General features: G+C 52.8%; 21 protein-coding genes and 1 pseudogene. 5 read left to right on the top strand and 17 right to left on the bottom strand.

Annotated elements, in window-relative coordinates:
• Positions 1-344, top strand: a pseudogene (locus QZF50_RS13590) (hypothetical protein); the annotation flags it as partial.
• Between the two features lie 39 nt (positions 345-383).
• A complete protein-coding gene (locus QZF50_RS13585; RefSeq protein ID WP_000063145.1) occupies positions 384-575 on the top strand; it encodes an antitoxin in 192 nt (63 codons plus the stop codon).
• A gap of 86 nt (positions 576-661) precedes the next feature.
• On the opposite strand, the gene yjiA is transcribed toward QZF50_RS13585, so the two are convergent.
• From yjiA to hpaG, 13 genes are all read right to left on the bottom strand, one after another.
• A complete protein-coding gene (gene yjiA, locus QZF50_RS13580) occupies positions 662-1618 on the bottom strand; it encodes a GTPase (protein WP_001347557.1) in 957 nt (318 codons plus the stop codon).
• Positions 1619-1628: 10 nt separating this feature from the next.
• A complete protein-coding gene (locus QZF50_RS13575; RefSeq protein ID WP_000467859.1) occupies positions 1629-1832 on the bottom strand; it encodes a YbdD/YjiX family protein in 204 nt (67 codons plus the stop codon).
• Between the two features lie 49 nt (positions 1833-1881).
• Entirely contained in the window at positions 1882-4032 is a 2151-nt protein-coding gene (gene btsT / locus QZF50_RS13570) for a pyruvate/proton symporter BtsT (protein WP_001298933.1), read from the bottom strand.
• A gap of 392 nt (positions 4033-4424) precedes the next feature.
• Positions 4425-4937, bottom strand: a complete 513-nt coding sequence (locus tag QZF50_RS13565; protein WP_001175457.1) for a 4-hydroxyphenylacetate 3-monooxygenase reductase subunit — start codon at positions 4935-4937, stop codon at positions 4425-4427.
• 17 nt (positions 4938-4954) lie between these two features.
• Positions 4955-6517 (bottom strand): 4-hydroxyphenylacetate 3-monooxygenase, oxygenase component, encoded by a 1563-nt coding sequence (gene hpaB, locus QZF50_RS13560; protein ID WP_290388892.1) that lies wholly within the window; start codon positions 6515-6517, stop codon positions 4955-4957.
• Between the two features lie 250 nt (positions 6518-6767).
• Positions 6768-7658: a 4-hydroxyphenylacetate catabolism regulatory protein HpaA gene (hpaA, locus tag QZF50_RS13555; RefSeq protein WP_000332891.1), complete on the bottom strand. Its 891-nt coding sequence runs from the start codon at positions 7656-7658 to the stop codon at positions 6768-6770.
• Positions 7659-7667: 9 nt separating this feature from the next.
• The gene (gene hpaX, locus QZF50_RS13550) at positions 7668-9044 is read right to left on the bottom strand and encodes a 4-hydroxyphenylacetate permease (RefSeq protein WP_001285769.1); all 1377 of its coding nucleotides are present in this window, start codon (positions 9042-9044) and stop codon (positions 7668-7670) included.
• 122 nt (positions 9045-9166) lie between these two features.
• Positions 9167-9955 carry a 4-hydroxy-2-oxoheptanedioate aldolase gene (gene hpaI, locus QZF50_RS13545; protein ID WP_000431704.1) on the bottom strand — a complete coding sequence of 263 codons (789 nt, stop codon included), beginning with the start codon at positions 9953-9955 and terminating at the stop codon, positions 9167-9169.
• A gap of 10 nt (positions 9956-9965) precedes the next feature.
• The gene (hpaH, locus tag QZF50_RS13540) at positions 9966-10769 is read right to left on the bottom strand and encodes a 2-oxo-hept-4-ene-1,7-dioate hydratase (RefSeq protein WP_061892649.1); all 804 of its coding nucleotides are present in this window, start codon (positions 10767-10769) and stop codon (positions 9966-9968) included.
• Between the two features lie 67 nt (positions 10770-10836).
• Positions 10837-11217 (bottom strand): 5-carboxymethyl-2-hydroxymuconate Delta-isomerase, encoded by a 381-nt coding sequence (locus tag QZF50_RS13535; protein ID WP_001119868.1) that lies wholly within the window; start codon positions 11215-11217, stop codon positions 10837-10839.
• Positions 11218-11226: 9 nt separating this feature from the next.
• Positions 11227-12078 (bottom strand): 3,4-dihydroxyphenylacetate 2,3-dioxygenase, encoded by an 852-nt coding sequence (hpaD, locus tag QZF50_RS13530; RefSeq protein WP_000516983.1) that lies wholly within the window; start codon positions 12076-12078, stop codon positions 11227-11229.
• Between the two features lies 1 nt (position 12079).
• Positions 12080-13546, bottom strand: a complete 1467-nt coding sequence (hpaE, locus tag QZF50_RS13525; protein ID WP_000757512.1) for a 5-carboxymethyl-2-hydroxymuconate semialdehyde dehydrogenase — start codon at positions 13544-13546, stop codon at positions 12080-12082.
• On the bottom strand, positions 13543-14832 hold the full coding sequence (gene hpaG / locus QZF50_RS13520; protein ID WP_000679076.1) for a 4-hydroxyphenylacetate degradation bifunctional isomerase/decarboxylase: 1290 nt from the start codon (positions 14830-14832) through the stop codon (positions 13543-13545). Before hpaG ends, hpaE begins: the two co-directional genes overlap by 4 nt.
• Before the next feature lie 271 nt (positions 14833-15103).
• On the opposite strand from hpaG, the gene hpaR reads away from it, so the two are divergent.
• A complete protein-coding gene (hpaR, locus tag QZF50_RS13515; protein WP_000543915.1) occupies positions 15104-15550 on the top strand; it encodes a homoprotocatechuate degradation operon regulator HpaR in 447 nt (148 codons plus the stop codon).
• Between the two features lie 118 nt (positions 15551-15668).
• Positions 15669-17324, top strand: a complete 1656-nt coding sequence (gene tsr, locus QZF50_RS13510; protein WP_000919572.1) for a methyl-accepting chemotaxis protein — start codon at positions 15669-15671, stop codon at positions 17322-17324.
• 48 nt (positions 17325-17372) lie between these two features.
• Here the strand turns inward: tsr and QZF50_RS13505 are convergent, their stop codons facing one another.
• Both QZF50_RS13505 and QZF50_RS13500 read right to left on the bottom strand, forming a co-directional pair.
• On the bottom strand, positions 17373-18734 hold the full coding sequence (locus QZF50_RS13505) for an MFS transporter (RefSeq protein WP_000410129.1): 1362 nt from the start codon (positions 18732-18734) through the stop codon (positions 17373-17375).
• Between the two features lie 214 nt (positions 18735-18948).
• Positions 18949-19863, bottom strand: coding sequence for a GntR family transcriptional regulator (locus tag QZF50_RS13500; protein ID WP_000091572.1), 915 nt, complete (start codon positions 19861-19863; stop codon positions 18949-18951).
• A gap of 138 nt (positions 19864-20001) precedes the next feature.
• On the opposite strand from QZF50_RS13500, the gene lgoD reads away from it, so the two are divergent.
• Positions 20002-21024 carry an L-galactonate oxidoreductase gene (lgoD, locus tag QZF50_RS13495; protein WP_000106033.1) on the top strand — a complete coding sequence of 341 codons (1023 nt, stop codon included), beginning with the start codon at positions 20002-20004 and terminating at the stop codon, positions 21022-21024.
• A gap of 138 nt (positions 21025-21162) precedes the next feature.
• Here the strand turns inward: lgoD and opgB are convergent, their stop codons facing one another.
• Together opgB and yjjA are read right to left on the bottom strand one after the other, a co-directional pair.
• A complete protein-coding gene (opgB, locus tag QZF50_RS13490; protein ID WP_001292653.1) occupies positions 21163-23454 on the bottom strand; it encodes a phosphatidylglycerol--membrane-oligosaccharide glycerophosphotransferase in 2292 nt (763 codons plus the stop codon).
• 253 nt (positions 23455-23707) lie between these two features.
• Positions 23708-24173: DUF2501 domain-containing protein YjjA (yjjA, locus tag QZF50_RS13485; RefSeq protein ID WP_290388891.1), on the bottom strand; the 466-nt coding region annotated here is incomplete at its 5' end.

The following is a 24173-nucleotide window of genomic DNA, read 5'->3' as shown; positions in this document are numbered from 1 at the left end:
CTAAATTAAGTGTGTATAGGTTATTTATACTTGCCGGAGCATTTATAGCATCTACTATTTTAGTAGTTTTTGCTTCAAAAAATGTAGAGAATATTTCGTACTACGTTTTAAAAAGCACCATAGATTTTGAATGGCGCAGTCAGGTTAAATGTGGAGAGTTGAATATTTCACGTCCGGATGAAAGATATTTCGGGTTTAATACCGATAAATATACTGTATTTTATTCCAATAGAGAGGGTAAATGGGGGTTCAATGAGTTGAAGTGTAAGAAAGGTTCTGACAGGAGAGATGCATATTCCATTGAGAATGTCTCAGAATATAACGTGCCTGGATGGCTGAAATAAGTCATCTTTATAATTAAATCGTAAAGGTTCTGGTCATAAATGAGCATGGTTAAACATAAACGGGGCACACTCTACACACTTGATGTGCAGCAAGAAGCTGAACTCATGGCTTTGGTTAATAAATCCGACGAAGACATTGATTACAGCGACATTCCTGCTTCTGGTAGCGAAGCATGGTCTGACGCCAAACGCGGCAATTTTTTGCCAGATCCAGGTATTCACGCGCAATAAAACTTAGCGGAGGGGAGCACGTCGTTCTGTTTCCCCCCTCACTGCTAAATGGGGCATTGAGCTGCTTTACACTCAACCTTTCACGATTACTTCCTCAACCCCGCAAACGCCGCCCGAATCTCATCCTCCGGCAACTGAATCCCGATAAACACCATCGTGCTATGCGGTGTTTCATCGCCCCACGGGCGGTCCCAGTCGGCGCTGTAGAGGCGCTGGACGCCCTGGAACAGCAGGCGGTTAGGTTCGCCGTCAATCCACAGCATCCCTTTGTAACGCAGCAGTTTATCCGCCGATTCCAGCAGCAGGTTTTCCATCACCCGGGAAACTTCGCTGATATCTACCGGGTAATCCAGTTCCACCACAATCGACGAAATATCGTTTTGTTTATCCGCGATAAAGTGGAAACGCGGTTTGGTGCTGACGACGTTTTCTTCCAGCATAAAACCGTTGGTGTTGAACAGCAGGCCCAGGTCGATGTCGCCGTGGGTGACGGTGTAGACCGGTGCACGGGCGTTGATGCGCGCCAGGCGTTCACGCAGTTTTTCTGCTTCGCCTGCGACGTCGGTTTTAGTCAGCAGAATACGGTCGGCGTAGCCCACCTGGGACTGGGCGATGGTGAACTGGTTCATCTGCTCATCGGCATGTACCGCATCCACCAGCGCAATCACGCCGTCCAGCAGGTAGCGCTGGCATAAAATCTCATGGGAGAAAAAGGTTTGAATAATCGGGCCAGGATCGGCCATGCCGGTGCATTCAATGACCAGACGATCGAACTGAATATTGCCCTTGTCGAGATTATCCAGCAGGTCGAGTAGCGCGTCCTCCAGCTCGTTGGAGCGCGAACAGCAGATGCAGCCGTTGGTCAGCGTTTTGATCTGCGTTGCGCGATCACCAATCAATTGATCATCAACGGAGACTTCGCCGAATTCGTTTTCAATCACGGCAATCTTGTAGCCGTGTTGTTCATTAAGAATATGGCGCAGCAGGGTGGTTTTGCCCGCGCCTAAAAAACCGGTGAGTAGGGTAACTGCAATCGGGTTCATGCTCTCTCCATTAACAACAGCGCATACCGCCTTTACCATCGCCGCCGTAGCGTGCGTTCTGGCGTTCGCGGAAGAATTCTTCATAGCTCATGTACGGCTTGTCGGGATGGTTGGTCTTCATATGCTCGACGTAGTTGTCATAGTCTGGAATGCCAATCAACATCTTCGCCGCCTGGCCGAGATATTTTTTTGCCTGTCCTAAGTTACCAAACATAGTTCACTCTGATAAGAACAAAGCCCCGCCGAAGCGGGGCTAAACACGGTTAGTGGTGCGAAGAGATCTTCACGCCGCCTTCCGGGATTGGAACGTACGGAGTTTCTTTGTCAGTACGTTTGTCGCTGTTACGTACCGCAAGCCAGGTTTTGAAACCGTAGAAGATGATGCTGTACACCACAATCAGGAACAGAATACTCAGGCCTGCGTTGGTGTAGTTGTTCACAACGATGTGGTTCATGTTGGCAATCTGCTGCGCCGTCAGGTCAGTACCGTTAGCAATCTTCTCTTTGTACTGGCTTGCCATGTAGAAGAAGCCTTCCATCTGCGGGTTGGTGCTGAACAGTTTCAGGCCCAGCGCCCAGGTGGTGCAGATAAGCAGCCATACAGCCGGAACAACAGTTACCCAGATGTATTGGGTGCGCTTCATCTTAATCAGCACAACGGTGCCCAGTACCAGCGCTACGGCTGCCAGCATCTGGTTGGAGATACCGAACAGCGGCCACAGGCTCTTAACGCCGCCCAGCGGATCGACCACGCCCTGATACAGCAGGTAGCCCCACAGACCCACACAGCCCGCAGTACCGATGATACCGGCAACCAGAGAGTCGGTTTTTTTCAGGAACGGGATGAAGTTACCCAGCAGGTCTTGCAGCATAAAGCGGCCAGAACGAGTACCCGCATCCAGCGCGGTCAGGATGAACAGGGCTTCGAACAGAATACCGAAGTGATACCAGAAGCCCATGTCAGCCATCGGCAGCACTTTGTGGAACACGTGAGCGATACCTACCGCCAGCGTTGGCGCACCACCTGCACGGTTCAGGACAGAAGGCTCACCAATGTCTTTCGCGGTTTGCAGGATCTGCTCTGGCGAAATCACGAAGCCCCAGGAGCTGACGGTCGCTGCCGCGTGTGCGGTAACGTCTTTCAGCTGCGCCATGATGATCGGCGCATTCTCGCCACCCATTTCATGCAGGTTAGGCATGGTAATGCCAAGGCCAGCAGGCGGGGTGTTCATCGCGAAGTAAAGACCCGGTTCGATGATGGACGCAGCAACCAGCGCCATAATCGCCACGAAGGACTCCATCAGCATTGCGCCGTAGCCAATGAAACGCGCGTCGGTTTCGTTAGCCAGCAGTTTCGGCGTCGTACCGGAAGAGATCAGCGCGTGGAAGCCAGATACCGCACCACAGGCGATGGTGATGAACAGGAACGGGAACAGAGCGCCTTTCCACAGCGGGCCAGTACCGTCAATGTACTGGGTCATCGCAGGCATTTTCAGTTCCGGGTTCAGCACCACAATACCCAGCGCCAGGCCGACGATAACGCCGATTTTCAGGAAGGTTGCCAGATAGTCGCGCGGTGCGAGGATCAGCCACACCGGCAGCAGTGCGGAAACAAACGCATAGCCAATCAGCGCGAAGGTAATGGTGGTGTCTTTAAAGGTCAGTGCCGGACCCCAGTACGGATCGTGAGCAATCACGCCACCGAAGTAGATAGAGGCAACCAGCAGCACGATACCAATGACAGAGACTTCACCCACACGCCCCGGACGGATAAAGCGCATGTAGATACCCATAAACAGCGCAATCGGTACGGTTGAGCAAACGGTGAAAACACCCCACGGGCTTTCGGCCAGGGCTTTAACCACAATCAGCGCCAGGACGGCAAGGATGATGATCATGATTAAGAAACAGCCAAACAGCGCGATAGTCCCCGGTACTGGTCCCATCTCTTCTTTGATCATCTCACCGAGAGATGCGCCGTTACGGCGAGAGGAGATAAACAGCACCATAAAGTCCTGTACCGCACCGGCCAGTACTACCCCCGCCAGCAGCCACAGCGTGCCAGGTAGGTAGCCCATCTGCGCGGCGAGAACCGGACCAACCAGCGGACCAGCACCGGCGATAGCGGCGAAGTGGTGACCAAACAACACGTAACGGTTGGTCGGAACGTAGTTCAGACCGTCGTTGTTAATAACCGCAGGCGTCGCGCGCGTGGGGTCGAGTTTCATCACCTTCTGGGCGATGTACAGACTGTAGTAGCGATACGCCACCAGATACACCGACACAGAGGCGACCACGATCCACAGGGCGCTGACGTGCTCCCCCCGACGTAATGCAACTACCGCGAGGCAGAATGCACCGATGATTCCGAGAATCACCCAGGGTATGTGCTTGAATAGTTTTTTCGTATCCATAGTAAAACCTGGCATTTTACTCGTCGTCTTTTGGCTTACAGGTGCGGCAGTTGCGTTCGTTCACCCCTGTCACTTACTGTTGTAAGCTCCCGGGGATTCACTCACTTGCTGCCTTCCTGCAAACCAAAATTCATAGAGTAATTTGTTAATCATAGGCCGAAGCCGTTCTAGGTTTGCGTTGCGTTTGAGGAGGTAAATTGACCGCTATCCTGCAGTGATGTTGCCAGAGTTACGCGCGCGTAAAGTAAGGTAAATAACTGAGTGGTTATTTTAGGGACGTAAGCGGTCAGGAATGGCGGTGAGCGGTTGGGCAAGAATTATTCATCGGGTGGATATGTGATTGAGATCACAATAAAAATGCCCCTTCGACGAATACGTGAAGGGGCTGGAGCTTAAATCGCAGCTTCCATTTCCAGCATCACTGGATGGAAACGGCGTTTAAAGTAGATAAGCCCGTGACCTTCTGCACTGAGGATGATGTTTTTAATCTCCACCAGATACACCAGATGTGTGCCAATTGCCTGCACATCGCGGATCTCACCTTCAAGACTGGCCAGCGAACCTTTTAGCACCGGCTGCGCCAGCGGACCTTTTTGCCAGCATGAGAGGCTAAAACGCTCTTCCATCGCCATGCCCGTCATGCCCGCGAAGTGGCGTGCCATCAGTTCCTGCTCATGGTTGAGGACGTTGACGCACAAATTGCCGTTGCCCTGAAAAACCGGGTTCATCGCACTGTTGGCGTTAATGCACACCATCAGCGATGGTGGTGTATCCGTGACCGAGCAGACGGCCGTTGCCGTAATCCCGCATTGTCCGGCGTCGCCCTCGGTGGTGATAATATTTACCGCTGCCGACAGGCTGGCCATCGCGTCACGAAAGCGCAGGCGTTGTTCATCTAATTGCATCTTAACCTCCTGCTGCGTTATTTCAGCAGCTTATCCAGCATGTTGATATCGTCGTTGTTGTGCAGGTGAGGCACAGTCCAGCCGTTCTGGTCGTATTCCGACAGGCAGCGATCAACCATCGCCATCATCTTGTCCATATTGCCGGAGCTTTGTGCCTGGCGCAGACACTGCAGGCGAATCTCATCCTGGCTACCGGAGTAGTTGATTTCATACAGTTCGTGACGACCACCAAACTCGCTGCCAATGGCATCCCACATCAGTTTGAGGATCTTGATGCGCTGGACGTGATCCATACCGTTCGAACCGCGCACATACTTCGCCAGATACTGGTCGATCTGCGGATTGTTCAGGTCACGGGCACTGGAAGGGAGATAGATCAGGCCACTGGTAACGTTGCGTTCGATAATGTTTTTGATCTTCGCGTAGGCCATTGGTGCCAGTACGCGATAGGTTTGCAGTGCGGCATGATCCGGTAAATAAGCCCCGTTGACCCACGGCGTCGCTTCAGAACACATCGAGTCACTCAATGCCCAGAAGGTGTTGCGCCACGCCACCACTTCACCGAGATCGGCCTGCACACCACGGAACTCCAGGGTGCCGGTACATTCGAGTGATTTTTTCAGCAGTGCCGTAATGAAGTCGAGTTTCACTGCCAGGCGCACACAGGCTTGCAGCGGATACATACGGGCGAAACCGCCTTCCATCGTCCAGCGACGGCAGCGATCAAAATCGCGGTAGATCAGCACGTTTTCCCATGGGATCCGCACGTTATCCATCACCAGAATCGCATCGTTCTCATCGAAGCGGCTGGAGAGCGGGTAGTCATACGGTGAGCCGGTAGCACCCGCGACCATCTCATAAGAGGCGCGGGAGATTAATTTGACGCCATCGGCATCCATTGGCGCAACGAACATCAGTGCGAAGTCCGGGTTTTCGCCCATTACTTGTGCCGAGCCGAAGCCAATCATGTTGTAGTGAGTCAGCGCCGAGTTGGTGGCAACCACTTTCGCACCGCTGACGATAATCCCGGCGTCAGTCTCTTTTTCCAGCTTGATGTAAACGTCTTTTACTTTATCGGTCGGCAAATGACGATCGATCGGTGGGTTAACAATCGCGTGGTTAAAGTAGAGGCCAGTTTCCTGAATACGGGTGTACCAGTTACGGGCGTTCTGCTCGAACTGACCGTAAAAGCCCGGATTCGCGCCCAGTGCGCAACCGAAAGCAGCTTTGTAGTCTGGGGTACGGCCCATCCAGCCATAGCTCAGGCGTGACCACTCAGCGATGGCGTCGCGTTGCTGGCGCAGGTCGTCGGCACTTTTCGCCACGCGGAAGAATTTATGGGTATAGCCGCCGCTGCCGGTGTCGGTGTTCCAGCACAGAGAGTCCTGCATCTCCGGTTTGTGCAGTGCGTCGTACAGCTGGGCAACAGACGCTGCCGCATTACGAAATGCCGGATGAGTGGTGACGTCTTTAACTCGCACGCCATAGATATAGATCTCGCGACCATCCTGCAGGCTTTTCAGATACTCTTCCCCGGTGAACGGACGTTGGGTACTGGCGCGGAAATCTTCTGGTTTCATGTCGACCTCTACAGTATTAATCGGAATACGATTGTTAATTTTGTGTGTTGTTTTTGTTATTCAATTGAAGCTTGCAGGGGCGATTACGGGAAGACACTTTTGGGACAATGGCTGGTACTTTTCAGGTCGGGTACGGTTTTGTGATCGAGGTCGCTTTTAGCGATTTTTGACGTTACTAAATCCCCTTGCTCCAGGCGGAGAAAGGGGAATAGCAGGTGGTGCCTGGTTTCCCGTTAAGACTAAGGGATTTTCACGTCACAGGTACTTTTTTGGCACGATAAGCACTGGGCGAGCAACCGACTAAGCGATTAAAAAAGCGCGCAAAATAAGCTGGATCCTTAAAACCGAGTTGCCAGGCAATATTGTTCACGGCGTTATCAGAAAACAGCAGCAGCCGCTTGGCTTCTCGCAGCTGCCTGTCGAAAATCAACCGTTTTGGCGGACGGTTGGCAAAGCGGCGGCAGATGTCCGTGAGGCGTGATTCGGTGATATGCAGTTCGTTAGCGTAATCCGGTACTGTCCAGTGCTGATGAAAATGGCTTTCAATCAGCATATTAAAACGCTGGAACAGTTTTAATTCTCCGCGCATTCCGCTGGCGGCATGGTCGTCGAGTTTTGCGTTACGCAGCAGTAGGGTGAACACTGCCTGTGCCAGTAACGTCAGGGTGTGTTCCCGTCCAGGCAGTTGTTCTACCGATTCCCGCTCTATCAGTTGCCAATAGTGTTCCAGCGCCGCCAGTTCGTCGGGTTTATCTGCCAGTGACAGGCAAATCCCCGGCAGGCCGAAGGTTTCCCGAGTGCCCGGATAAAGAACTTCCAGCAGGGGCCAGATCAGATCTTCCCGTACCGTCAACACATGACCGTCGGCGTCAGACTCCGTAATAAACGCATGAGGTACTGACGGCGGCGTCAGGACAAACAGGGGCGCTTCCACCGAGTAGCGATGATCGTCAAGTTGTAGCTCAATCTGTCCGCTATTGAGGAAATGCATCTGAAAGTACTGTTCGTGGCGATGTGGCAGCATATGGCGGCCAAAAAATGCCGCCATGCGGGCGAACGACTGATAATGCACATCGTCCGTGCCCAGGCTTTCATCGTACTCTTTGCTGATATCAATATTGGCAATCTGACGGTCACACATCGTCGTTCCTTACGGGGTCGCTCGCGGACGGGAGGACTGCATTGGAATCGCCCAGATAATCCCCGCACCAATCACCAGCAGCGCGGCAACAAACCACAATCCACTGTTAAAGCTGCCGGTCAAATCTTTCAACCAGCCGATCATAAACGGACTTAACGCTGAACCAATGTTGCCAGTGGCGTTGATCACCGCAATACCGATCGCTCGTGCCCGCAGGCTGATGGACTGATCCGGTGTTGTCCAGAAAATCGCCATTGCGCTGAATGATCCGGTCGAAGCCATAATGATCCCCAGCATCTGGATCATGTTGTGATCAGTTGCCGAAGCCAGTAACCAACCTGCGGCAGCGAACAAATAAGGAAGGGCGGTGTGATGCCTTCGTTCCTGGCGGCGATCTGAGTGACGGCTCCAGTAGACCATCCCGAGAATGGTACAAATCTGCGGTACGGCGGCCAGCAGGCCGATGGTGATATTACTGCTGCCCTGATTAAAACTTTGCAGGATCTGCGGTGTCCAGATGCTGATCGCACTAAGTGTGTTGGTCAGGCAGAAATACGCCAGGGTATACATCATCACCACCGGAGTGAAGATCTCCCGCCACATACTGCGTTGTTGCATGGCGTGGTGGCTGATGGCTCCCTCTGGCTGAACCAGCGTCAGACGATCGTTATCCATCATCTCTTGCAGGCATTTTTTGTCTTCTTTCGTCAGCCACTTAGCTTTGTCCGGTGAGTCATCAAGCCAGAACCACACCATGACGCCGAGTAATACCGACGGGAAGCCTTCCAGCAAAAACAGCCACTGCCAGCCTTTTAATGCCATGACGCCATCCAGCGACAAAATGTAGCCGGAAACGATCGAGCCCAACGCTGTCGTTACCGGCATTGCTACCATAAACAAGGCGTTGGCACGGGCGCGGAAATAGGCCGGAAACCAGAAGGTTAAATACAGCAGAATACCAGGCAGAAAGCCGGCTTCGGTAATGCCAACCAGTATACGCAGTACGTACAAGCTGGTGGGGCCAGTGGCAAACATGGTGGCAGTAGAGGCGATGCCCCAGAGCACCATGATGGTGGCGATCCAGCGCCGCGCACCGACAATACTCAGCATAATGTTGCTGGGAATGCCGAAGATGACATAAGCGGCATAGAACAGGGTGGTAGCGAGGCCAAACATGGTGGCGCTCAGACCGAGGTCGCGTCCCATCGTGAGTCCGGCAAAGCCGATGTTGATGCGATCAAGGAACGAGAAGATAAACAGCACGAACAGAAAGACGATCAGGCGGCGAAATAGCTTCTTAATAACCGCCTGTTGTCCTGCAGTCAGCGCTTTATGCTGATTCGCCGGATCGATACTCTCCGGTATGGCAGGTGAGGTGTCGCTCATTTTTCTTCCTCTAATGGGATTTTTGTAGGGTACGACAAGGTTTTTGCTGGATGCGGCGTAACGCCTTATCCGGCCTACGATTTGGTGCGAGTGTAGGCCGGATAAGCGCAGCGCATCCGGCATTAATACACGCCGGGCTTCACGGCGGTAGCCTGCGCACCAAACCGTGCTGCCAGCGCTTCAGCGGCGCGGGCGAGCAGGGTGGTGTCAACGCCGACGGCGACAAACAGCGCGCCCAGTTCCAGATAGCGTTTTGCCAGTTGCTCATTGGCGATCAGGATCCCCGGTGCTTTGCCCGCTTCGCGGATCTGCACGATCGCCTGCTCAATGGCGGCCTGTACTTCCGGGTGCTGTGGATTACCGGCATAACCCATATCGGCGCTCAGATCCGCCGGGCCGATAAACACGCCGTCGACTCCTTCCACGTCCAGAATCTGCGGTAAGTTCTTCATTGCCTCACGCGTTTCGATCTGCACCAGCACGCACATTTGATCGTTGGCTTTTTGCAGGTAATCAGGAATACGATTCCAGCGCGAGGCGCGGGCCAGCGCACTGCCCACACCGCGAATACCGGCGGGGGGATAACGGGTGGCGCGTACCGCTTCACGGGCTTCGTCAGCGTTTTGAACCATCGGCACCAGTAAGGTTTGTGTGCCGACGTCCAGCAGTTGTTTGATTTGCACCGGATCGTTCCACGACGGACGTACTACCGGCTGGCTGGGGTAGGGCGCAATCGCCTGTAGCTGGGTGAGCACGGTTTGCACGTTATTCGGCGCGTGCTCACCGTCGATCAACAACCAGTCGAATCCTGCTCCGGCCAGTAACTCCGCGCTGTAGCTGCTGCTCAGCCCCAGCCATAATCCAATCTGCGGACGGCCTGCTTTCAGCGCCGCTTTAAAACTGTTTTCCATCGTTCTCTCCTTAAACAAAGCGGCAGCTAATGGAGCCCATGTTGCCGTAATCGACGTGGAAGGTGTCGCCCTTACGCGCCGGAACCGGGCGGGTGAACGAACCGCCGAGAATGATTTGCCCGGATTCCAGTTGTACGTCATACGGTGCGAGTTTGTTCGCCAGCCAGGCCACGCCGTTTGCCGGATGATTCAGCACACCAGCGGCGACGCCGGTTTCTTCAATCACGCCATTGCGATACATCAGGGCGGAGATCCAACGCAGATCCAGTTCGTCTGGTTTGATCGGACGACCGCCGAGGATCACCCCGGCGTTGGCGGCGTTATCGGAAATGGTGTCGAACACTTTGCGCGGGCGCTGGGTTTCCGGATCGATGTTGTGGCAGCGAGCGTCGATCAGCTCCAGCGCCGGGATCACATAGTCCGTGGCGTTGTAGACGTCGAACAGCGTGCAGTTTGGCCCACGCAGCGGTTTTGCCAGCACGAAAGCCAGCTCCACTTCAATGCGCGGCACGATAAAGCGATCGGTCGGGATATCGCTGCCATCGTGGAAGAACATGTCATCCAGCAGGGCACCGTAATCCGGCTCGCTGATTTGTGAGCTGGCCTGCATCGCTTTCGAGGTCAGGCCGATTTTGTGGCCTTTCAGCGTGCGACCTTCGGCGATTTTCAGTCGAACCCATTCACGCTGCACCGCGTAAGCGTCTTCGATGGTGATCTCCGGGTAATCCAGCGAGATCGCGCGGATCTGTTCGCGCTGTTTTTCTGCCTGATCCAGACGCTGGGCGATCAGGGTGTGGGTGTGTTTATCGAACATAGCGATATCCTGTGGCATTGCCGGATGCGGCTGCGCCTTATCATCCGGCCTGGAAGCTGGTGCAAATTTATTTAAACAACGCGTGCACGTTGTTTTGTTTAAAATTCAGCGTCGGGTGCAGCTCTGCAATCTCAAATGAAAGCGCCAGGTAACGGCTCTCCATCAGTGAGGCGAAGTGCGTTTTAATCAGATCAAACAGCATTTCGCCCACTTCCTGACGGCTTTCCAGGCTGCGCCCGCTGCCGATTTTTAGCGTCATATGCACAAAGGCGTAATCGTGCTTGCCATCAGCCATTTGCCAGGTATCGATCCAGTGCGCCCGGCTACGTATTCCCCCAAGCGGAAAAATCCCCGTTGCCGCCAGTGCAGTGTTAACACTGGCAAACAGCTCAGGTAAGCGGGCTTCTTCACGAATATTTTCAGTACATTCCACGATAAAGTGCGGCATGGTGGTTCCTTACGCGGGAAGCGGGAAAACAGCGTTAACCTGACCGGTGCCAGAGCTTGGGAATAGCTCGGTGATAAACTCCACCTTGCCGTCGTATTTATCCCAGCCGAGCATCCCCAGCAGCATCACCGTGTCGTGCATATTGCCTTCGCCGTAGCAGTAGTCGGCGTACTCCGGCAGCATATTGCAGAACTCTTTGAACTGGCCTTCGCGCCACAACTTCACCACGCGCTCGTCCATCTGGCGGTCGAACTCGCGGGTGTAGCTGTTCATCCCTTCTTCTGCACGCTGATCGTCAATAAAGCGGTGCGATAACGAACCGCTGGCAAGGACCGCCACGGTGCCGTCGTACTGTTCGATCGCTTTCAGAATCGCTTCGCCCAGCTTGCGGCTGTCAGCAAAATCGTGAACCGTGCAGAAAGCCGAAATGGAGACCACTTTGAAGTGCTTGTCTTCATTCATGTAGCGCATCGGTACCAGCGTGCCGTATTCCAGTTTCAGGCTGGGAATGTTGTGCGCTTTTGCCCGCACGCCGAGCTTTAAGGCTTCATCGGCAATAAGCTGCCCCAACTCCGGGTTGCCCTCGTAGTTGTAGGTCATATCGCGGATAAAATGCGGCAGCTCGTTGCTGGTGTAGATGCCTTCAAAATGGTCTGCACAGTTGATGTGATAAGCACTGTTGACCAGCCAGTGGGTATCGAAAACGATAATGGTATCGACGCCCATTTCCCGGCAACGCTTGCTGATCTCTTTATGCCCGTCGATCGCGCCCTGGCGGCAACCGTGGTTTTTCCCTGGCAGTTCAGAGAGATACATCGACGGTACGTGCGTGATCTTGGCGGCTAACGCTAACTTACCCATATCAGACTCCCCATTTCGGAATTGGATGGTCGCCCATGGAAATGCAGACGTTCTTCATTTCCGCGAACACTTCGAAGCTGTACTCACCGCCTTCACGCCCGGTGCCGGAGGCTTTTACGCCGCCAAACGGCTGGCGCAAATCACGCACGTTCTGGGTGTTGACGAACACCATGCCAGCTTCAATGCCACGCGCCAGACGCAGCACTTTGCTGACATCCTGAGTCCAGATGTACGACGCGAGGCCGTACTCCACGTCGTTTGCCAGGCGTAAGCCTTCAGCTTCGTCTTTAAACGGCAGCAGGCAGGCGACCGGCCCGAAAATCTCTTCCTGGGCGACGCGCATACGGTTATCAACGTCTGCCAGCACGGTTGGGCGCAGGAAGTTGCCGCCTTTCAGGTGCGCAGGTAGGTCGGACGGTTTATCCGGGCCGCCCGCCAGCAGGGTTGCGCCTTCTTCAATGCCGAGACGGATATAGCCGGAGACTTTTTCCCAGTGCTGCTGGCTGATAAGCGCGCCAACCTGGGTATTCGGATCGTTCGGATCGCCCACGCGCAGACGGTTGGCGCGTTCGGCAAAGCGTTTAACGAATTCCGGGTAGATGCTTTGCTGAATAAAGATGCGCGAACCGGCGGTGCAGCGTTCGCCGTTGATCGAGAAGATGGTGAACAGGGCGGCGTCCAGCGCGCGTTCAATATCAGCATCTTCAAAAATCAGCACCGGCGATTTACCGCCCAGTTCCATGGAGTATTTTTTCAGCCCGGCGTTTTTCATGATGTTGCGCCCGGTCGCCGTACCGCCGGTGAACGACACGGCACGCACGTCATGATGACGGACCAGCGCATCCCCTGCGGTTGCGCCGTAGCCCTGTACCACGTTCAGCACGCCCGCCGGAATACCAGCTTCCAGCGCCAGCTCACCCAGGCGGTCGGCGGTCAGCGGGGAGAGTTCCGACATTTTCAGTACCGCGGTATTGCCCAGCGCCAGACACGGCGCGACCTTCCAGGTGGCGGTCATAAACGGCACGTTCCACGGTGACACCAGTGCACAAACGCCTACCGGCTGCACCAGCGTGTAGTTGAGCATCTTGTCGTCGACCGGATAAGTCTTGCCGTTCATCTGCTGGCAGACTTCCGCGAAAAATTCAAAGTTGTGAGAAGCGCGTGGGATCAACACATTTTTGGTCTGATGGATCGGCAGGCCCGTGTCCGCGGTTTCCATCGCGGCGATCTCCGGCACGTTCTGGTCGATCAGATCGCCCAGACGGCGCATCAGGCGCGCGCGCTCTTTCATCGGCAGATTGGCCCATTTCGGGAACGCCTCTTTCGCTGCCGCTACCGCCTGATTGATCTCCGCTTCACCGCCGGAGGCCACATCCGCCAGCACTTCACCCGTTGCCGGATTGGTAGTCTGGAAGTAGTCGTTACCTGCAACATTTTTACCGTTGATCCAATGATTTACTTTTTTCATTTCGCTGTTTCCTCACTCACAATTCGGTTCACCAGGCGGCCCACGCCTTCTACTTCCACCACCACTTCATCGCCAGGCACCACGTCAGATAAGCCTTTTGGTGTGCCGGTGGCGATCATGTCGCCCGGATTCAGGGTCATAAATTCGCTTAAGTAGGCGATCAGGAAGGGCACGCTGAAGATCAGATCGGCGGTGGTGCCTTGCTGGCGTAACTCGCCGTTGACGAAGGTGCGAAGGGTCAGATTATGCGGGTCCGGGATCGCCTCTTTCGGCACGATGGTTGAAAGCATCGGCGTCAGTCCGTCGCGGCTTTTGACCCGCAGGTTAGGGCGGTAGTAGTTTTCCAGATAGTCGCGAATGGCGTAGTCGTTACACACGGTGTAGCCCGCGACATAATCCATGGCATCGGCTTCGCTGACGTTACGCGCCTGTTTGCCAATAACTACCACCAGCTCCGCTTCATAGTGCATGTATTCAATATTGTTTGGACGCACGGAGGTCTGGTTATCGCCAGTGAGGGTATTTGGCGCTTTCAGGAACACCAGCGGTTCTTCCGGTGGCTTAAATTCCAGTTCGCTGGCGTGGTCGGCGTAGTTCAGGCCGAGGGCAAACAGCGTGCCGTGCGGGTGTGGCTGCGTTGGGAAGCTCTTGCGCGTGGTCACTTCACGTTCGTCCACTACCGGATTTTCCAGCGGCGGGAAACCTTCTGCGAGAACACGAACGCGATCGCCTGGCTGTATTTCCACGCGCGCCTGTGGCGTGCCGAGCAGAATGGCATCGCCTGGATTCAGTGTGGCAAATTCGCTCAGGGCGCTCAGCAACTGCGCGGCGTTACGTTGTAAATCGGCGGTATTCCAGTGATCGGCAGGACGCCCGTTGATCTCGGTATAGATGGTCAGATTATCGACATTGCTGAGAGCCACGGTTTCGCCAATGGGGCAGAATCCATCACGACATTTTGCTTTGATTGCCGGGCGGTAAAAGCTCTCTTCCGGCAGGCTGACGTCGTTAGCCAGCGCATATCCGGCGATGTACTCTGCCGCATCTTCTTCACCTACTTTCGTCGCCGTTTTTCCCACAATCAGCGCAACAGTCGCACCGCTCAGTACCTTTTCACCCTGTGGAAAGGGAATCGGTTCACCGCAACCAATCACCGTATTGCGCGGTTTAATAAACCAGACCGCAGTTTTAGGCGGGGCTTTGTAGGGGGATTGCTGGAACGCTTCCTGCCATGCATCAAGTTGGCTGCGATGGTTCAACGCTACGGCGAAGATAGTGCCTTTCATTACCACTCCTCGGATTCGATCATTTTAATCATTAATATGTTAATGATTACTTTTATTCCCGATTGCGTAGTTTGGCAAAAGTAAGTGATGTAAATGTGATCTAATTAACAAACCATTTACATTTAAAGATAATAAAATATTAAATATCAGCAAGTTAACAAAATATGCTCAATTTTGATAAAATGAAGAATTGCAGGGGCAGCGCAGTCCCGGTAACGTGATGATTAACTGTTTCTATATTAATGATTTTGAATTTTTCAGGGGAAAGATAATGCACGACTCTCTAACCATTGCGTTGCTCCAGGCGCGAGAAGCGGCGATGAGTTATTTTCGCCCAATCGTTAAACGGCATAATTTGACTGAGCAACAGTGGCGCATCGTGCGTATTCTGGCGGAAAGCCCATCAATGGATTTTCACGATCTGGCGTATCGCGCCTGCATTTTGCGCCCAAGCCTGACCGGGATCCTTACGCGGATGGAACGCGACGGTTTAGTGTTGCGATTAAAGCCGATCAATGATCAGCGGAAGCTCTATATCTCGCTAACCAAAGAGGGGCAGGCGCTGTATAACCGCGCTCAGACACAGATTGAAGAAGCCTATCGGCAGATTGAAGCTCAGTTTACTGCCGAGAAAATGCAACAGTTAACCCATCTGTTAGAGGAATTTATTGCTCTGGGCAATTCCCGACAAGAAGCCATCCCGGGCGATAATGAATAACTTTTTAGTATCTGATAACCAGCGCCTGGTTTTTCCATGGATGGCGGGTTACACCTTTTCATAAAGTTTTTGCTTTCCAGGCCGAAAATCTTGCATCGGTCCACAGGAAAGAGAAACCATGTTAAAACGTATCAAGATCGTGACCAGCTTACTGCTGGTTTTGGCCGTTTTTGGCCTTTTACAACTGACATCAGGCGGTCTGTTCTTTAATGCCTTAAAGAATGACAAAGAAAATTTCACTGTTTTACAAACCATTCGCCAGCAGCAATCCACGCTGAATGGCAGCTGGGTCGCGTTGTTGCAGACGCGTAACACCCTCAACCGCGCGGGTATCCGCTACATGATGGATCAGAATAATATTGGTAGCGGTTCAACCGTTGCTGAGCTGATGCAGAGTGCCAGTATTTCGCTGAAACAGGCGGAAAAAAACTGGGCGGATTACGAAGCGTTGCCGCGTGACCCGCGTCAGAGCACCGCCGCAGCGGCAGAGATCAAACGTAATTACGATATTTATCACAATGCGCTGGCGGAGCTGATCCAACTGTTAGGTGCAGGCAAAATCAACGAGTTCTTTGATCAGCCGACCCAGGGATATCAAGACGGTTTCGAGAAGCAGTATGTGGCTTACATGGAGCAAAACGATCGGCTCTATGATATCGCCGTCAGCGATAACAATGCCTCCTACAGCCAGGCGATGTGGATTCTGGTGGGCGTGATGATCGTCGTACTGGCGGTCATCTTCGCCGTCTGGTTCGGTATTAAAGCCTCGCTGGTAGCGCCAATGAATCGCCTGATTGACAGCATCCGTCATATTGCAGGCGGCGATCTGGTGAAACCGATTGAGGTGGATGGCTCTAATGAGATGGGGCAACTGGCAGAGAGTTTGCGCCATATGCAGGGAGAGCTGATGCGTACCGTCGGTGATGTGCGCAACGGGGCCAATGCCATCTATAGCGGTGCCAGCGAAATCGCTACCGGCAATAACGATCTCTCTTCGCGCACCGAGCAACAGGCCGCTTCGCTGGAAGAGACGGCAGCCAGCATGGAGCAACTGACCGCAACGGTGAAACAGAACGCCGAGAATGCGCGCCAGGCCAGCCATCTGGCATTAAGTGCTTCTGAAACGGCGCAACGGGGCGGCAAAGTGGTAGATAACGTGGTGCAGACTATGCGCGATATCTCCACCAGTTCGCAGAAAATCGCCGATATTATCAGCGTAATTGACGGCATTGCCTTCCAGACCAATATTCTGGCTTTGAACGCGGCGGTTGAAGCAGCGCGTGCGGGTGAGCAAGGGCGCGGTTTTGCGGTGGTTGCGGGAGAAGTGCGTAATCTGGCCCAGCGTAGCGCTCAGGCGGCTCGTGAAATTAAAAGCCTTATTGAAGACTCGGTGGGGAAAGTGGATGTTGGCTCTACACTGGTCGAAAGCGCCGGGGAAACAATGGCGGAGATTGTCAGTGCTGTGACCCGCGTGACGGACATTATGGGCGAAATAGCTTCTGCTTCTGATGAGCAGAGCCGTGGTATCGATCAGGTTGGCTTAGCGGTTGCTGAGATGGACCGGGTAACTCAACAGAACGCCGCGCTGGTGGAAGAATCTGCCGCCGCCGCCGCCGCGCTGGAAGAGCAGGCCAGTCGCCTGACCGAAGCAGTGGCAGTGTTCCGGATTCAGCAACAGCAGCGTGAAACATCGGCTGTGGTAAAAACCGTGACGCCAGCTGCGCCGCGTAAAATGGCCGTGGCAGATAGCGAGGAGAACTGGGAAACATTTTAATCGCCATGAAAATGCCCGATAAGCAAAATGTTATCGGGCATAAGGAGATTAATCTTTACGTGGGTCGTTGATCGGCTGACGAACCAGGAAGATGTACGCCAGTGCCCCCGCTGCGGTGACGCAACCGCAGATGATTAGTGCCAGACGGAATGAGTGGGTGGTATCAACAATAAAACCAGTAATGATCGGCGCAAAAGAGGCGCAGATGAAGCTGGCAAAGTTCTGGATACTGCCCACCGACGCAGTCATGCGAGAAGCAACTGCGACGTGGATCAAGCCCCAGCAGGATGTTCCGGCAAAGTGAATACAGAACAGTGCCATGCCAATCAGCAGAACCGCCGTCATGGATGTTGTCGCTTGTGGTACGACCAGCGTAAAGGCGGCAGAACAGAACATCCCGGCAATAATGCAGATCTTACGGCTTTTAATCGGAGCCATTCCCCCTTTGACCAGCCAGTCAGTAACGTAACCGTTGACCAGCATCCCGGCAGCCCCAAACAGGAAAGGGATAGCCGCCATCAACCCTGTGCTTTTTAAATCCAGGTTATAGGCTGTTTGCAGGTAACCAGGAAGCCAGGCCAGATACAGCCACGCAGTGTAGTTGATGCCACTGAATCCGAGCATCATTCCCCACATTGTACGGTTACGGAACAGGCTGCGCCATTCGGCAAAACTGAGCGGATCTCGGCGGGCATTGACGCTACCTGCATTGAGATAAGCTTGTTCAACGGCAGTCAGTTCTACGTGCTCGCGGTTGCGATAGAGCATATACCAGCCGATGGCGAGAAAAATCCCCAGTACACCAATGGTAATAAACATCCCGCGCCAGCCCATCACCAGCATCATCGCCGCCAGAATCGGTGGGCTTACGGCAACGCCAATGGTAGAAGCTGCGTTGAAGAAGCCCATCGGGCGTCCGCGCTCTTTGATGTTGAACCAGTCGTTAATGACTTTTACACCGCATGGGTTCATCGGCGCTTCACCAATCCCCATACCGATACGCACCAACACGAACTGCGTAAAGTTGTGCACCATGCCAGACATTGCCTGGAACAGTGACCAGAAGAACATCCCCAGTCCCAGCATCAGGCGTGGGCCTTTACGATCCAATAGTGGGCCGCAAGGAAGTTGCGCAATCCCGTAAGCGAGTGAAAACACGGAGAGCAAAGCGCCGATTTCGGTGGCACTTAATCCCAATTCTTCACGAATCGTTAAATTTGCTACCGACAGCGAACTGCGGTCGAGATAATTGATTACCGCCGCAAAAAATAATAACAACATGGCGGTGGTTTGAATGCGTTTAATTCGGGTACTGCGTTGAACTAATCCATCTGGTGGCACGGGAATATCTGCCGACGAAGATGGAGTAAATGAAGAACGCGGATCGAGGGTGATATTTTCTTTTTCCACGCCGGACTCCTGTATTTATAATTTTAATTGTTTACGTAATTGTGAATTACGCAAGGTTGACATTAACGGCAGGTTAAAGTTTTAGGACTTTACTACCGCTCACAAAAAAATTTTTAGTCGACTGATTGTGAGCATAGGTAAGCGGGAATTTCCCGGTATTTATCTTTTGATAAAACCGTGCACCCGCTAATAGTTTGCTGTTTTTAATCCGTACTTAATGAGCATAACGCGTGTTCTCATTAATGGATCGAATCATTGATTGTTTAGCTGAATTCAAATGGTTACGGAGCGCAAGGGTGGCATCAAGGTCACTGCGGCAAATCAGAGCGCTGAGAATGGTCATATGCTCATCGACGGCAATGATATTGCGCTGTTTAAGATCGCTTTCGTCCCATTGATAGTGAAAATGAAAGATGACTGAGATGATCTCAAGCGATTGATCAAAAAAGATATTGTCGGCAGCTGAAAGCAGTAAGGAGTGAAAATCTCTGTCAAGTTGCGAGAACATGCGAAAGCTATTGCCGATGTTGTCACGCAGTAGCCGATGACGTTCGAGCATGGTTTTCGCCTGCAGCCAGCGGGGATCATGATCAGGCAGGTTGAGAAAGTGCTGAAGTGAATGTGTTTCGAGCATTTCGCGTAGCTCAAACAGCTGCTCGGCGTAGGATTGATCGAATTGCTTCATGCTCCACTGGCCGCGTTTTTCGCTTTGAATAAGATTATAACGGCCGAATTTTAAAAGATATTCTCTTACAACCACCGGGCTGACACCCGCGGCCCGAGCCAGTTGCAGTTCAGAAAAAGTTTCCCCAGGGCGTAACTGACGCTGGTTTATCATCGTGAAAAAAGCCTGCTCAAACACTTTGTTTTGTTCACTCATTGAAGCGGTAGTACAGGCGAAACCGTCATCATGGTCAGGTTTACGCGCAATAACATAGTCGTTTCCAACCTGCGTTAAGACGCCGCATTCGCGTAAGTGGCTGAGAATATGACGCACTGTTGTGCGGCTGATGTTGTACATTTCCGCCAGCGCACTTTGCGATGGAAGTGGGGAAGGGATATGACCCCGCGCCATATCATCAATGACCTGGTTAATCACATTGTGGCGTAAATTTTGTGAACGACTCATATTTTCCTCCTTGTGAGTCCATTAAAACCCGATTTAAAACATTTTTATGCGTGTGTTTTCACAAAACAGATTTTCCGTTCCGCTGCCATTTTTCATTTTCATTGATATCTAAGGCAACAAAAAATGGAGAGCCGAATCATGTCTACGATGAATGTTTTAATTTGCCAGCAGCCGAAAGAATTAGTCTGGAAACAACGCGAGATACCTATTCCGGGTGACAATGAAGCATTAATAAAAATTAAGTCTGTCGGGATTTGCGGTACCGATATTCATGCCTGGGGTGGAAATCAACCATTTTTTAGTTATCCACGTGTTTTAGGCCATGAAATATGTGGGGAGATTGTTGGGCTGGGTAAAAATATTGCTGATCTTAAAAATGGTCAGCAAGTTGCTGTGATCCCTTATGTTGCCTGTCAGCAATGCCCGGCGTGTAAAAGCGGGCGTACCAATTGCTGTGAAAAAATTTCAGTCATTGGCGTGCATCAGGATGGCGGTTTTAGTGAGTATTTGAGCGTGCCGGTGGCGAACATTTTGCCCGCAGACGGTATTGACCCGCAGGCGGCAGCATTGATTGAACCTTTCGCTATTAGCGCTCATGCGGTGCGTCGCGCAGCCATTGCTCCCGGCGAGCAGGTGCTGGTGGTCGGGGCGGGGCCAATCGGTCTGGGCGCGGCGGCAATCGCTAAAGCCGATGGCGCACAGGTGGTGGTGGCGGATACCAGTCCAGCGCGCCGTGAACATGTGGCAACGCGTCTGGAATTACCTGTACTGGACCCGTCAGCCGAAGATTTTGACGCGCAGCTACGGGCGCAGTTTGGTGGTTCGCTGGCGCAGAAAGTGATCGACGCGACAGGTAATCAACATGCGATGAATAACACCGTGAATCTGATTCGTCACGGCGGCACGGTGGTATTTGTCGGCCTGTTTAAAGGTGAGTTGCAGTTTTCCGATCCGGAATTCCATAAAAAAGAAACGACGATGATGGGCAGCCGCAACGCCACGCCGGAAGATTTCGCTAAAGTCGGTCGACTGATGGCAGAAGGGAAAATCACTGCCGACATGATGTTAACCCATCGCTATCCGTTCGCCACGCTGGCAGAAACCTACGAGCGCGATGTGATTAACAATCGTGAGTTGATTAAGGGTGTAATTACTTTCTGATAAGGCGAGATTATTAAAGTTGCCATGCAGCGTCCGGGGAAGTGTTGGGCGCTGTTTTTTTCTGTTTCTCAATGATGTTTTGTAGGCCGGAGAAGGTGTGTAGGTCGCACCTTATGCGACCTACACATCAGTCAGGAATTACCCTTCACGTTCCACAACTTTAATTTCCACCATGCCGATCCCGAGCTTACGCGGCGAGTGTCCGAGGATATTCCCTTCGTTGGTTGAGACAGGTTCCGGCGGCACAATTACCAGTGTGTCGGCATCGGTTGGGTTATCGAAATGCAGTGTGGTGGTGGTTACTTCATTGCCCAGCACAAGAGTTTGTTCTTCATTGCCTACGCGTACCGGAATAGGACGGCTGGCGTTATTGCCGTATGCTTTGGCGGTAATCACCAGGTCAAATTTCTTCGGCAGCGGATGCTTGTACTCGATTTTTACTTCATCGCCCAGCTGAGCGTTGGACCAGCGGCCCCACGACTCCGGACGGGAAATCCCGCTAAACTGTTTCACCTCTTCTGGCGCACCGGCGACGTTGAAGATGAAACTGTCGGCTTTGTAGCGAATATCGTTATCAACAATTTTCAGCGTATCGACATTGCTTTTGTAACGCGCCATGTCGATGACCGTATCTTTAAATGCCGTTTTGCCCTTCCACATTGTTTTATCAACATGCTGGACAATTTGCTGACCGCCAAGCTGCCCCTGCGAGACACACCAGTCGGTGGAGAGTGCCAGTTCCGGAGCCCAAAGTTGTGCCATCTTGTAGCAACGGTCAACCCAGACGAAATTGTCGCGTGGAGCGAAATCGGCCAGCTGGAAACGCAGCGGTGCTGAGTATTCACTTTCCGGCAGCGGTTCTACGCGCTTGTCTGAAACCCGCAACAGCAGCGGCAAACGGAAATGGCTACCCGAGAAGGCAATCATGTTTTTCTGCTGGTCGATAGTGAACTCTTTCATCTCTTTAGGGAATTTCCACAGGCGGATGATATCCGGCTTCCACGCCAATGTTTTCTCTTTGATATTGAGGAAGATTTCCGACATCGACTGCCCGGATAAACTGCTACGACCAAGTCCGAGATAGTTATCGCCACCGAGAATGTCCAGCACCGTCGCGCCGTTATCCATCGTGTTACGCTTCACTGCCAGCGTCTCTTGCTGCGGCTTGTCGTCACGAATGACAAAAAACAGGTTATTGCGATCCTGCTTATTAAGGTATTTCCACGCCGTGTTGTTCATCGCTAAATGGTCAGAAGAGACGACGATGACGGTATCTTTAAACCACGGTGACGCTTTGATTTTGTTGATAAACGCCGCGATATTCTCCTGGCTGCAACTTACCGCGCTGAATGACTGGTTCGGCTTACCGTCAAAATCATATTTTTTGCGGTTACAGGTACGCGAGATAAAACCATCCGGGTGATGGGTATCGACTGTCAGGGTAAACAGTGAGAATCGCTGACCTGAGCGGGAAAGCTCTTCAAACTTTTTCCACGCTTCATCGAGAACGGTATCGTCGTAGAATCCCCAGTCGTTGCGATAGTGCGGGTCGGCCACCACGCTTTTCAGCTCTTCTGAGCCGTATAAGTGGTCGAAGCCATGCGACTTCAGGAACACATCTTTACCGGCAAAACGCAGATTCGCGCCCTGCACGAAATAGTTCTGATAACCCGAGTTTTTCAGGATATCGCCCAGACAGATGTTCTGCGGGAAGAAGCTGGAGACAGAGGCGGAGGCGTTGCCTTCAAAGGGGGCAAACAGCGGTATGCCGCACTGAGAAGCCACCATGCCCGCAATCGTGTAATCCGTTCCTGGCAGCTGCTGCGTGTGGCTGAAATCCAGGCCTTCATTTTTCAACGCGCCCAGTTCAGGCGTGAGATCCGGGAAAGCTTCGTTATCAAAATAGGTCCGCTCGAGACTTTCGCCGTAGATATAAACCAGGTTGAGTTTCGGGTCAGGGATAGTTTTCGACGGCTCTTTATAATAAGCCGCAAAGTCCGGGTCGCCATCGCGTGACTGGGATTTCACCAGTTCCGTTATCTGACGAAATGCTGGGCTGGCGTCCACCGAACCCAGCGCCAGTAAGAGCGCCAGCAGGCTGTAACCAAAATGGTGCGGATGATGGCGACGACGGCGCAGGATCCAGCCCAGCGCACCGAACACCGCTGTCAGCCCCAGCACAATGCCGATACCCGGCAGGATGTATTTGCTGACGCCAGCACCGGTCAGGCTGTTGGTTAAGGTATAGAGAACCGCGTCGTTAATACCATCGCCAGTAAAATAGTCGCTGGCAAACAGGGTGATATTTAAAACGACAAATAGCCCCAGCACCGTTAATGTGGCTGCAAACCACCAGGTGTTACGTCCCGCTTTCCATGCGTAAATCAGCACAGAGGCGAGAAAAAGGGCGAAAGAGAGTAGTTCTGACAACGGGCGATCCTCACTAAACCGGGCCGTTTAGCCAACGTTTAAGCTTTTTGAGAAGCACAATGTAATGGCGTCGCCATATTGCTGCAATTCTAGTGTCAAAAAAATGCGATGTTGTTAGGAATTAGTTTATAAACAGACTTTTTTGATCGCGGTCGCTTCCCGTGTAACAGGGGGAAAACCGTCCAGGAGCAGGGAAAAGGGCAGGAGAGAGCCGCGTCAGCCGGGTAACAGCTAAAACGCGGCGTTTCGCGGTTCAGGAAATGAAGTTCAGCCCCTGCTTTAACACCAGATCGCAGGCTTTGGTTTTCACCTTTTCTGCCAGCGGAGTCGTTCCGATGTTATCCAGATTGAGTTGCTGACCATCTTTGGTTTTCAGCAAACCCTGAATGCCATCCAGATAGTTGGTGTCTTCTTTTTGCTCTTCACTGTTCAGGCCCAGCTTTTCCAGCACCTGGTTCTTGATGTTTTCGGCATCGGTTACCGACGCCAGCTTTTGCTTCGCGCAGTATTGCAGAATGCCTGCGGCGTTGTTCATGTTATCTGCGCTTAAGGCCTGGTTCCCGCTGCTAAGCAAGTTAGTTAATGACGCGAGCGACCAACCGCCTTCCTGTGTCGTGCTGTTTTGGTTGCCAAGTTCGCTGGCGGCGCTGGAGAGCGCATCTTTCCAGGCCGCAGCATGCACCCCGGTGGAAATTAATGCGCTGGGGGCAATGGCACAG

Source organism: uncultured Escherichia sp. (genome assembly GCF_948475835.1).
In the GTDB taxonomy this organism is placed as follows: domain Bacteria; phylum Pseudomonadota; class Gammaproteobacteria; order Enterobacterales; family Enterobacteriaceae; genus ECMA0423.
Note: the sequence above shows the minus strand (reverse complement) of the source record. Positions and strands in the feature narration are given on the sequence as shown.

What these genes read in the sequence shown, in the direction of transcription:
- QZF50_RS13585 (WP_000063145.1), top strand. Translation starts at nt 384, where the DNA reads ATGAGCATGGTTAAACATAAACGGGGCACACTCTACACACTTGATGTG.
- yjiA (WP_001347557.1), bottom strand. Translation starts at nt 1,618, where the DNA reads ATGAACCCGATTGCAGTTACCCTACTCACCGGTTTTTTAGGCGCGGGC.
- QZF50_RS13575 (WP_000467859.1), bottom strand. Translation starts at nt 1,832, where the DNA reads ATGTTTGGTAACTTAGGACAGGCAAAAAAATATCTCGGCCAGGCGGCG.
- btsT (WP_001298933.1), bottom strand. Translation starts at nt 4,032, where the DNA reads ATGGATACGAAAAAACTATTCAAGCACATACCCTGGGTGATTCTCGGA.
- QZF50_RS13565 (WP_001175457.1), bottom strand. Translation starts at nt 4,937, where the DNA reads ATGCAATTAGATGAACAACGCCTGCGCTTTCGTGACGCGATGGCCAGC.
- hpaB (WP_290388892.1), bottom strand. Translation starts at nt 6,517, where the DNA reads ATGAAACCAGAAGATTTCCGCGCCAGTACCCAACGTCCGTTCACCGGG.
- hpaA (WP_000332891.1), bottom strand. Translation starts at nt 7,658, where the DNA reads ATGTGTGACCGTCAGATTGCCAATATTGATATCAGCAAAGAGTACGAT.
- hpaX (WP_001285769.1), bottom strand. Translation starts at nt 9,044, where the DNA reads ATGAGCGACACCTCACCTGCCATACCGGAGAGTATCGATCCGGCGAAT.
- hpaI (WP_000431704.1), bottom strand. Translation starts at nt 9,955, where the DNA reads ATGGAAAACAGTTTTAAAGCGGCGCTGAAAGCAGGCCGTCCGCAGATT.
- hpaH (WP_061892649.1), bottom strand. Translation starts at nt 10,769, where the DNA reads ATGTTCGATAAACACACCCACACCCTGATCGCCCAGCGTCTGGATCAG.
- QZF50_RS13535 (WP_001119868.1), bottom strand. Translation starts at nt 11,217, where the DNA reads ATGCCGCACTTTATCGTGGAATGTACTGAAAATATTCGTGAAGAAGCC.
- hpaD (WP_000516983.1), bottom strand. Translation starts at nt 12,078, where the DNA reads ATGGGTAAGTTAGCGTTAGCCGCCAAGATCACGCACGTACCGTCGATG.
- hpaE (WP_000757512.1), bottom strand. Translation starts at nt 13,546, where the DNA reads ATGAAAAAAGTAAATCATTGGATCAACGGTAAAAATGTTGCAGGTAAC.
- hpaG (WP_000679076.1), bottom strand. Translation starts at nt 14,832, where the DNA reads ATGAAAGGCACTATCTTCGCCGTAGCGTTGAACCATCGCAGCCAACTT.
- hpaR (WP_000543915.1), top strand. Translation starts at nt 15,104, where the DNA reads ATGCACGACTCTCTAACCATTGCGTTGCTCCAGGCGCGAGAAGCGGCG.
- tsr (WP_000919572.1), top strand. Translation starts at nt 15,669, where the DNA reads ATGTTAAAACGTATCAAGATCGTGACCAGCTTACTGCTGGTTTTGGCC.
- QZF50_RS13500 (WP_000091572.1), bottom strand. Translation starts at nt 19,863, where the DNA reads ATGAGTCGTTCACAAAATTTACGCCACAATGTGATTAACCAGGTCATT.
- lgoD (WP_000106033.1), top strand. Translation starts at nt 20,002, where the DNA reads ATGTCTACGATGAATGTTTTAATTTGCCAGCAGCCGAAAGAATTAGTC.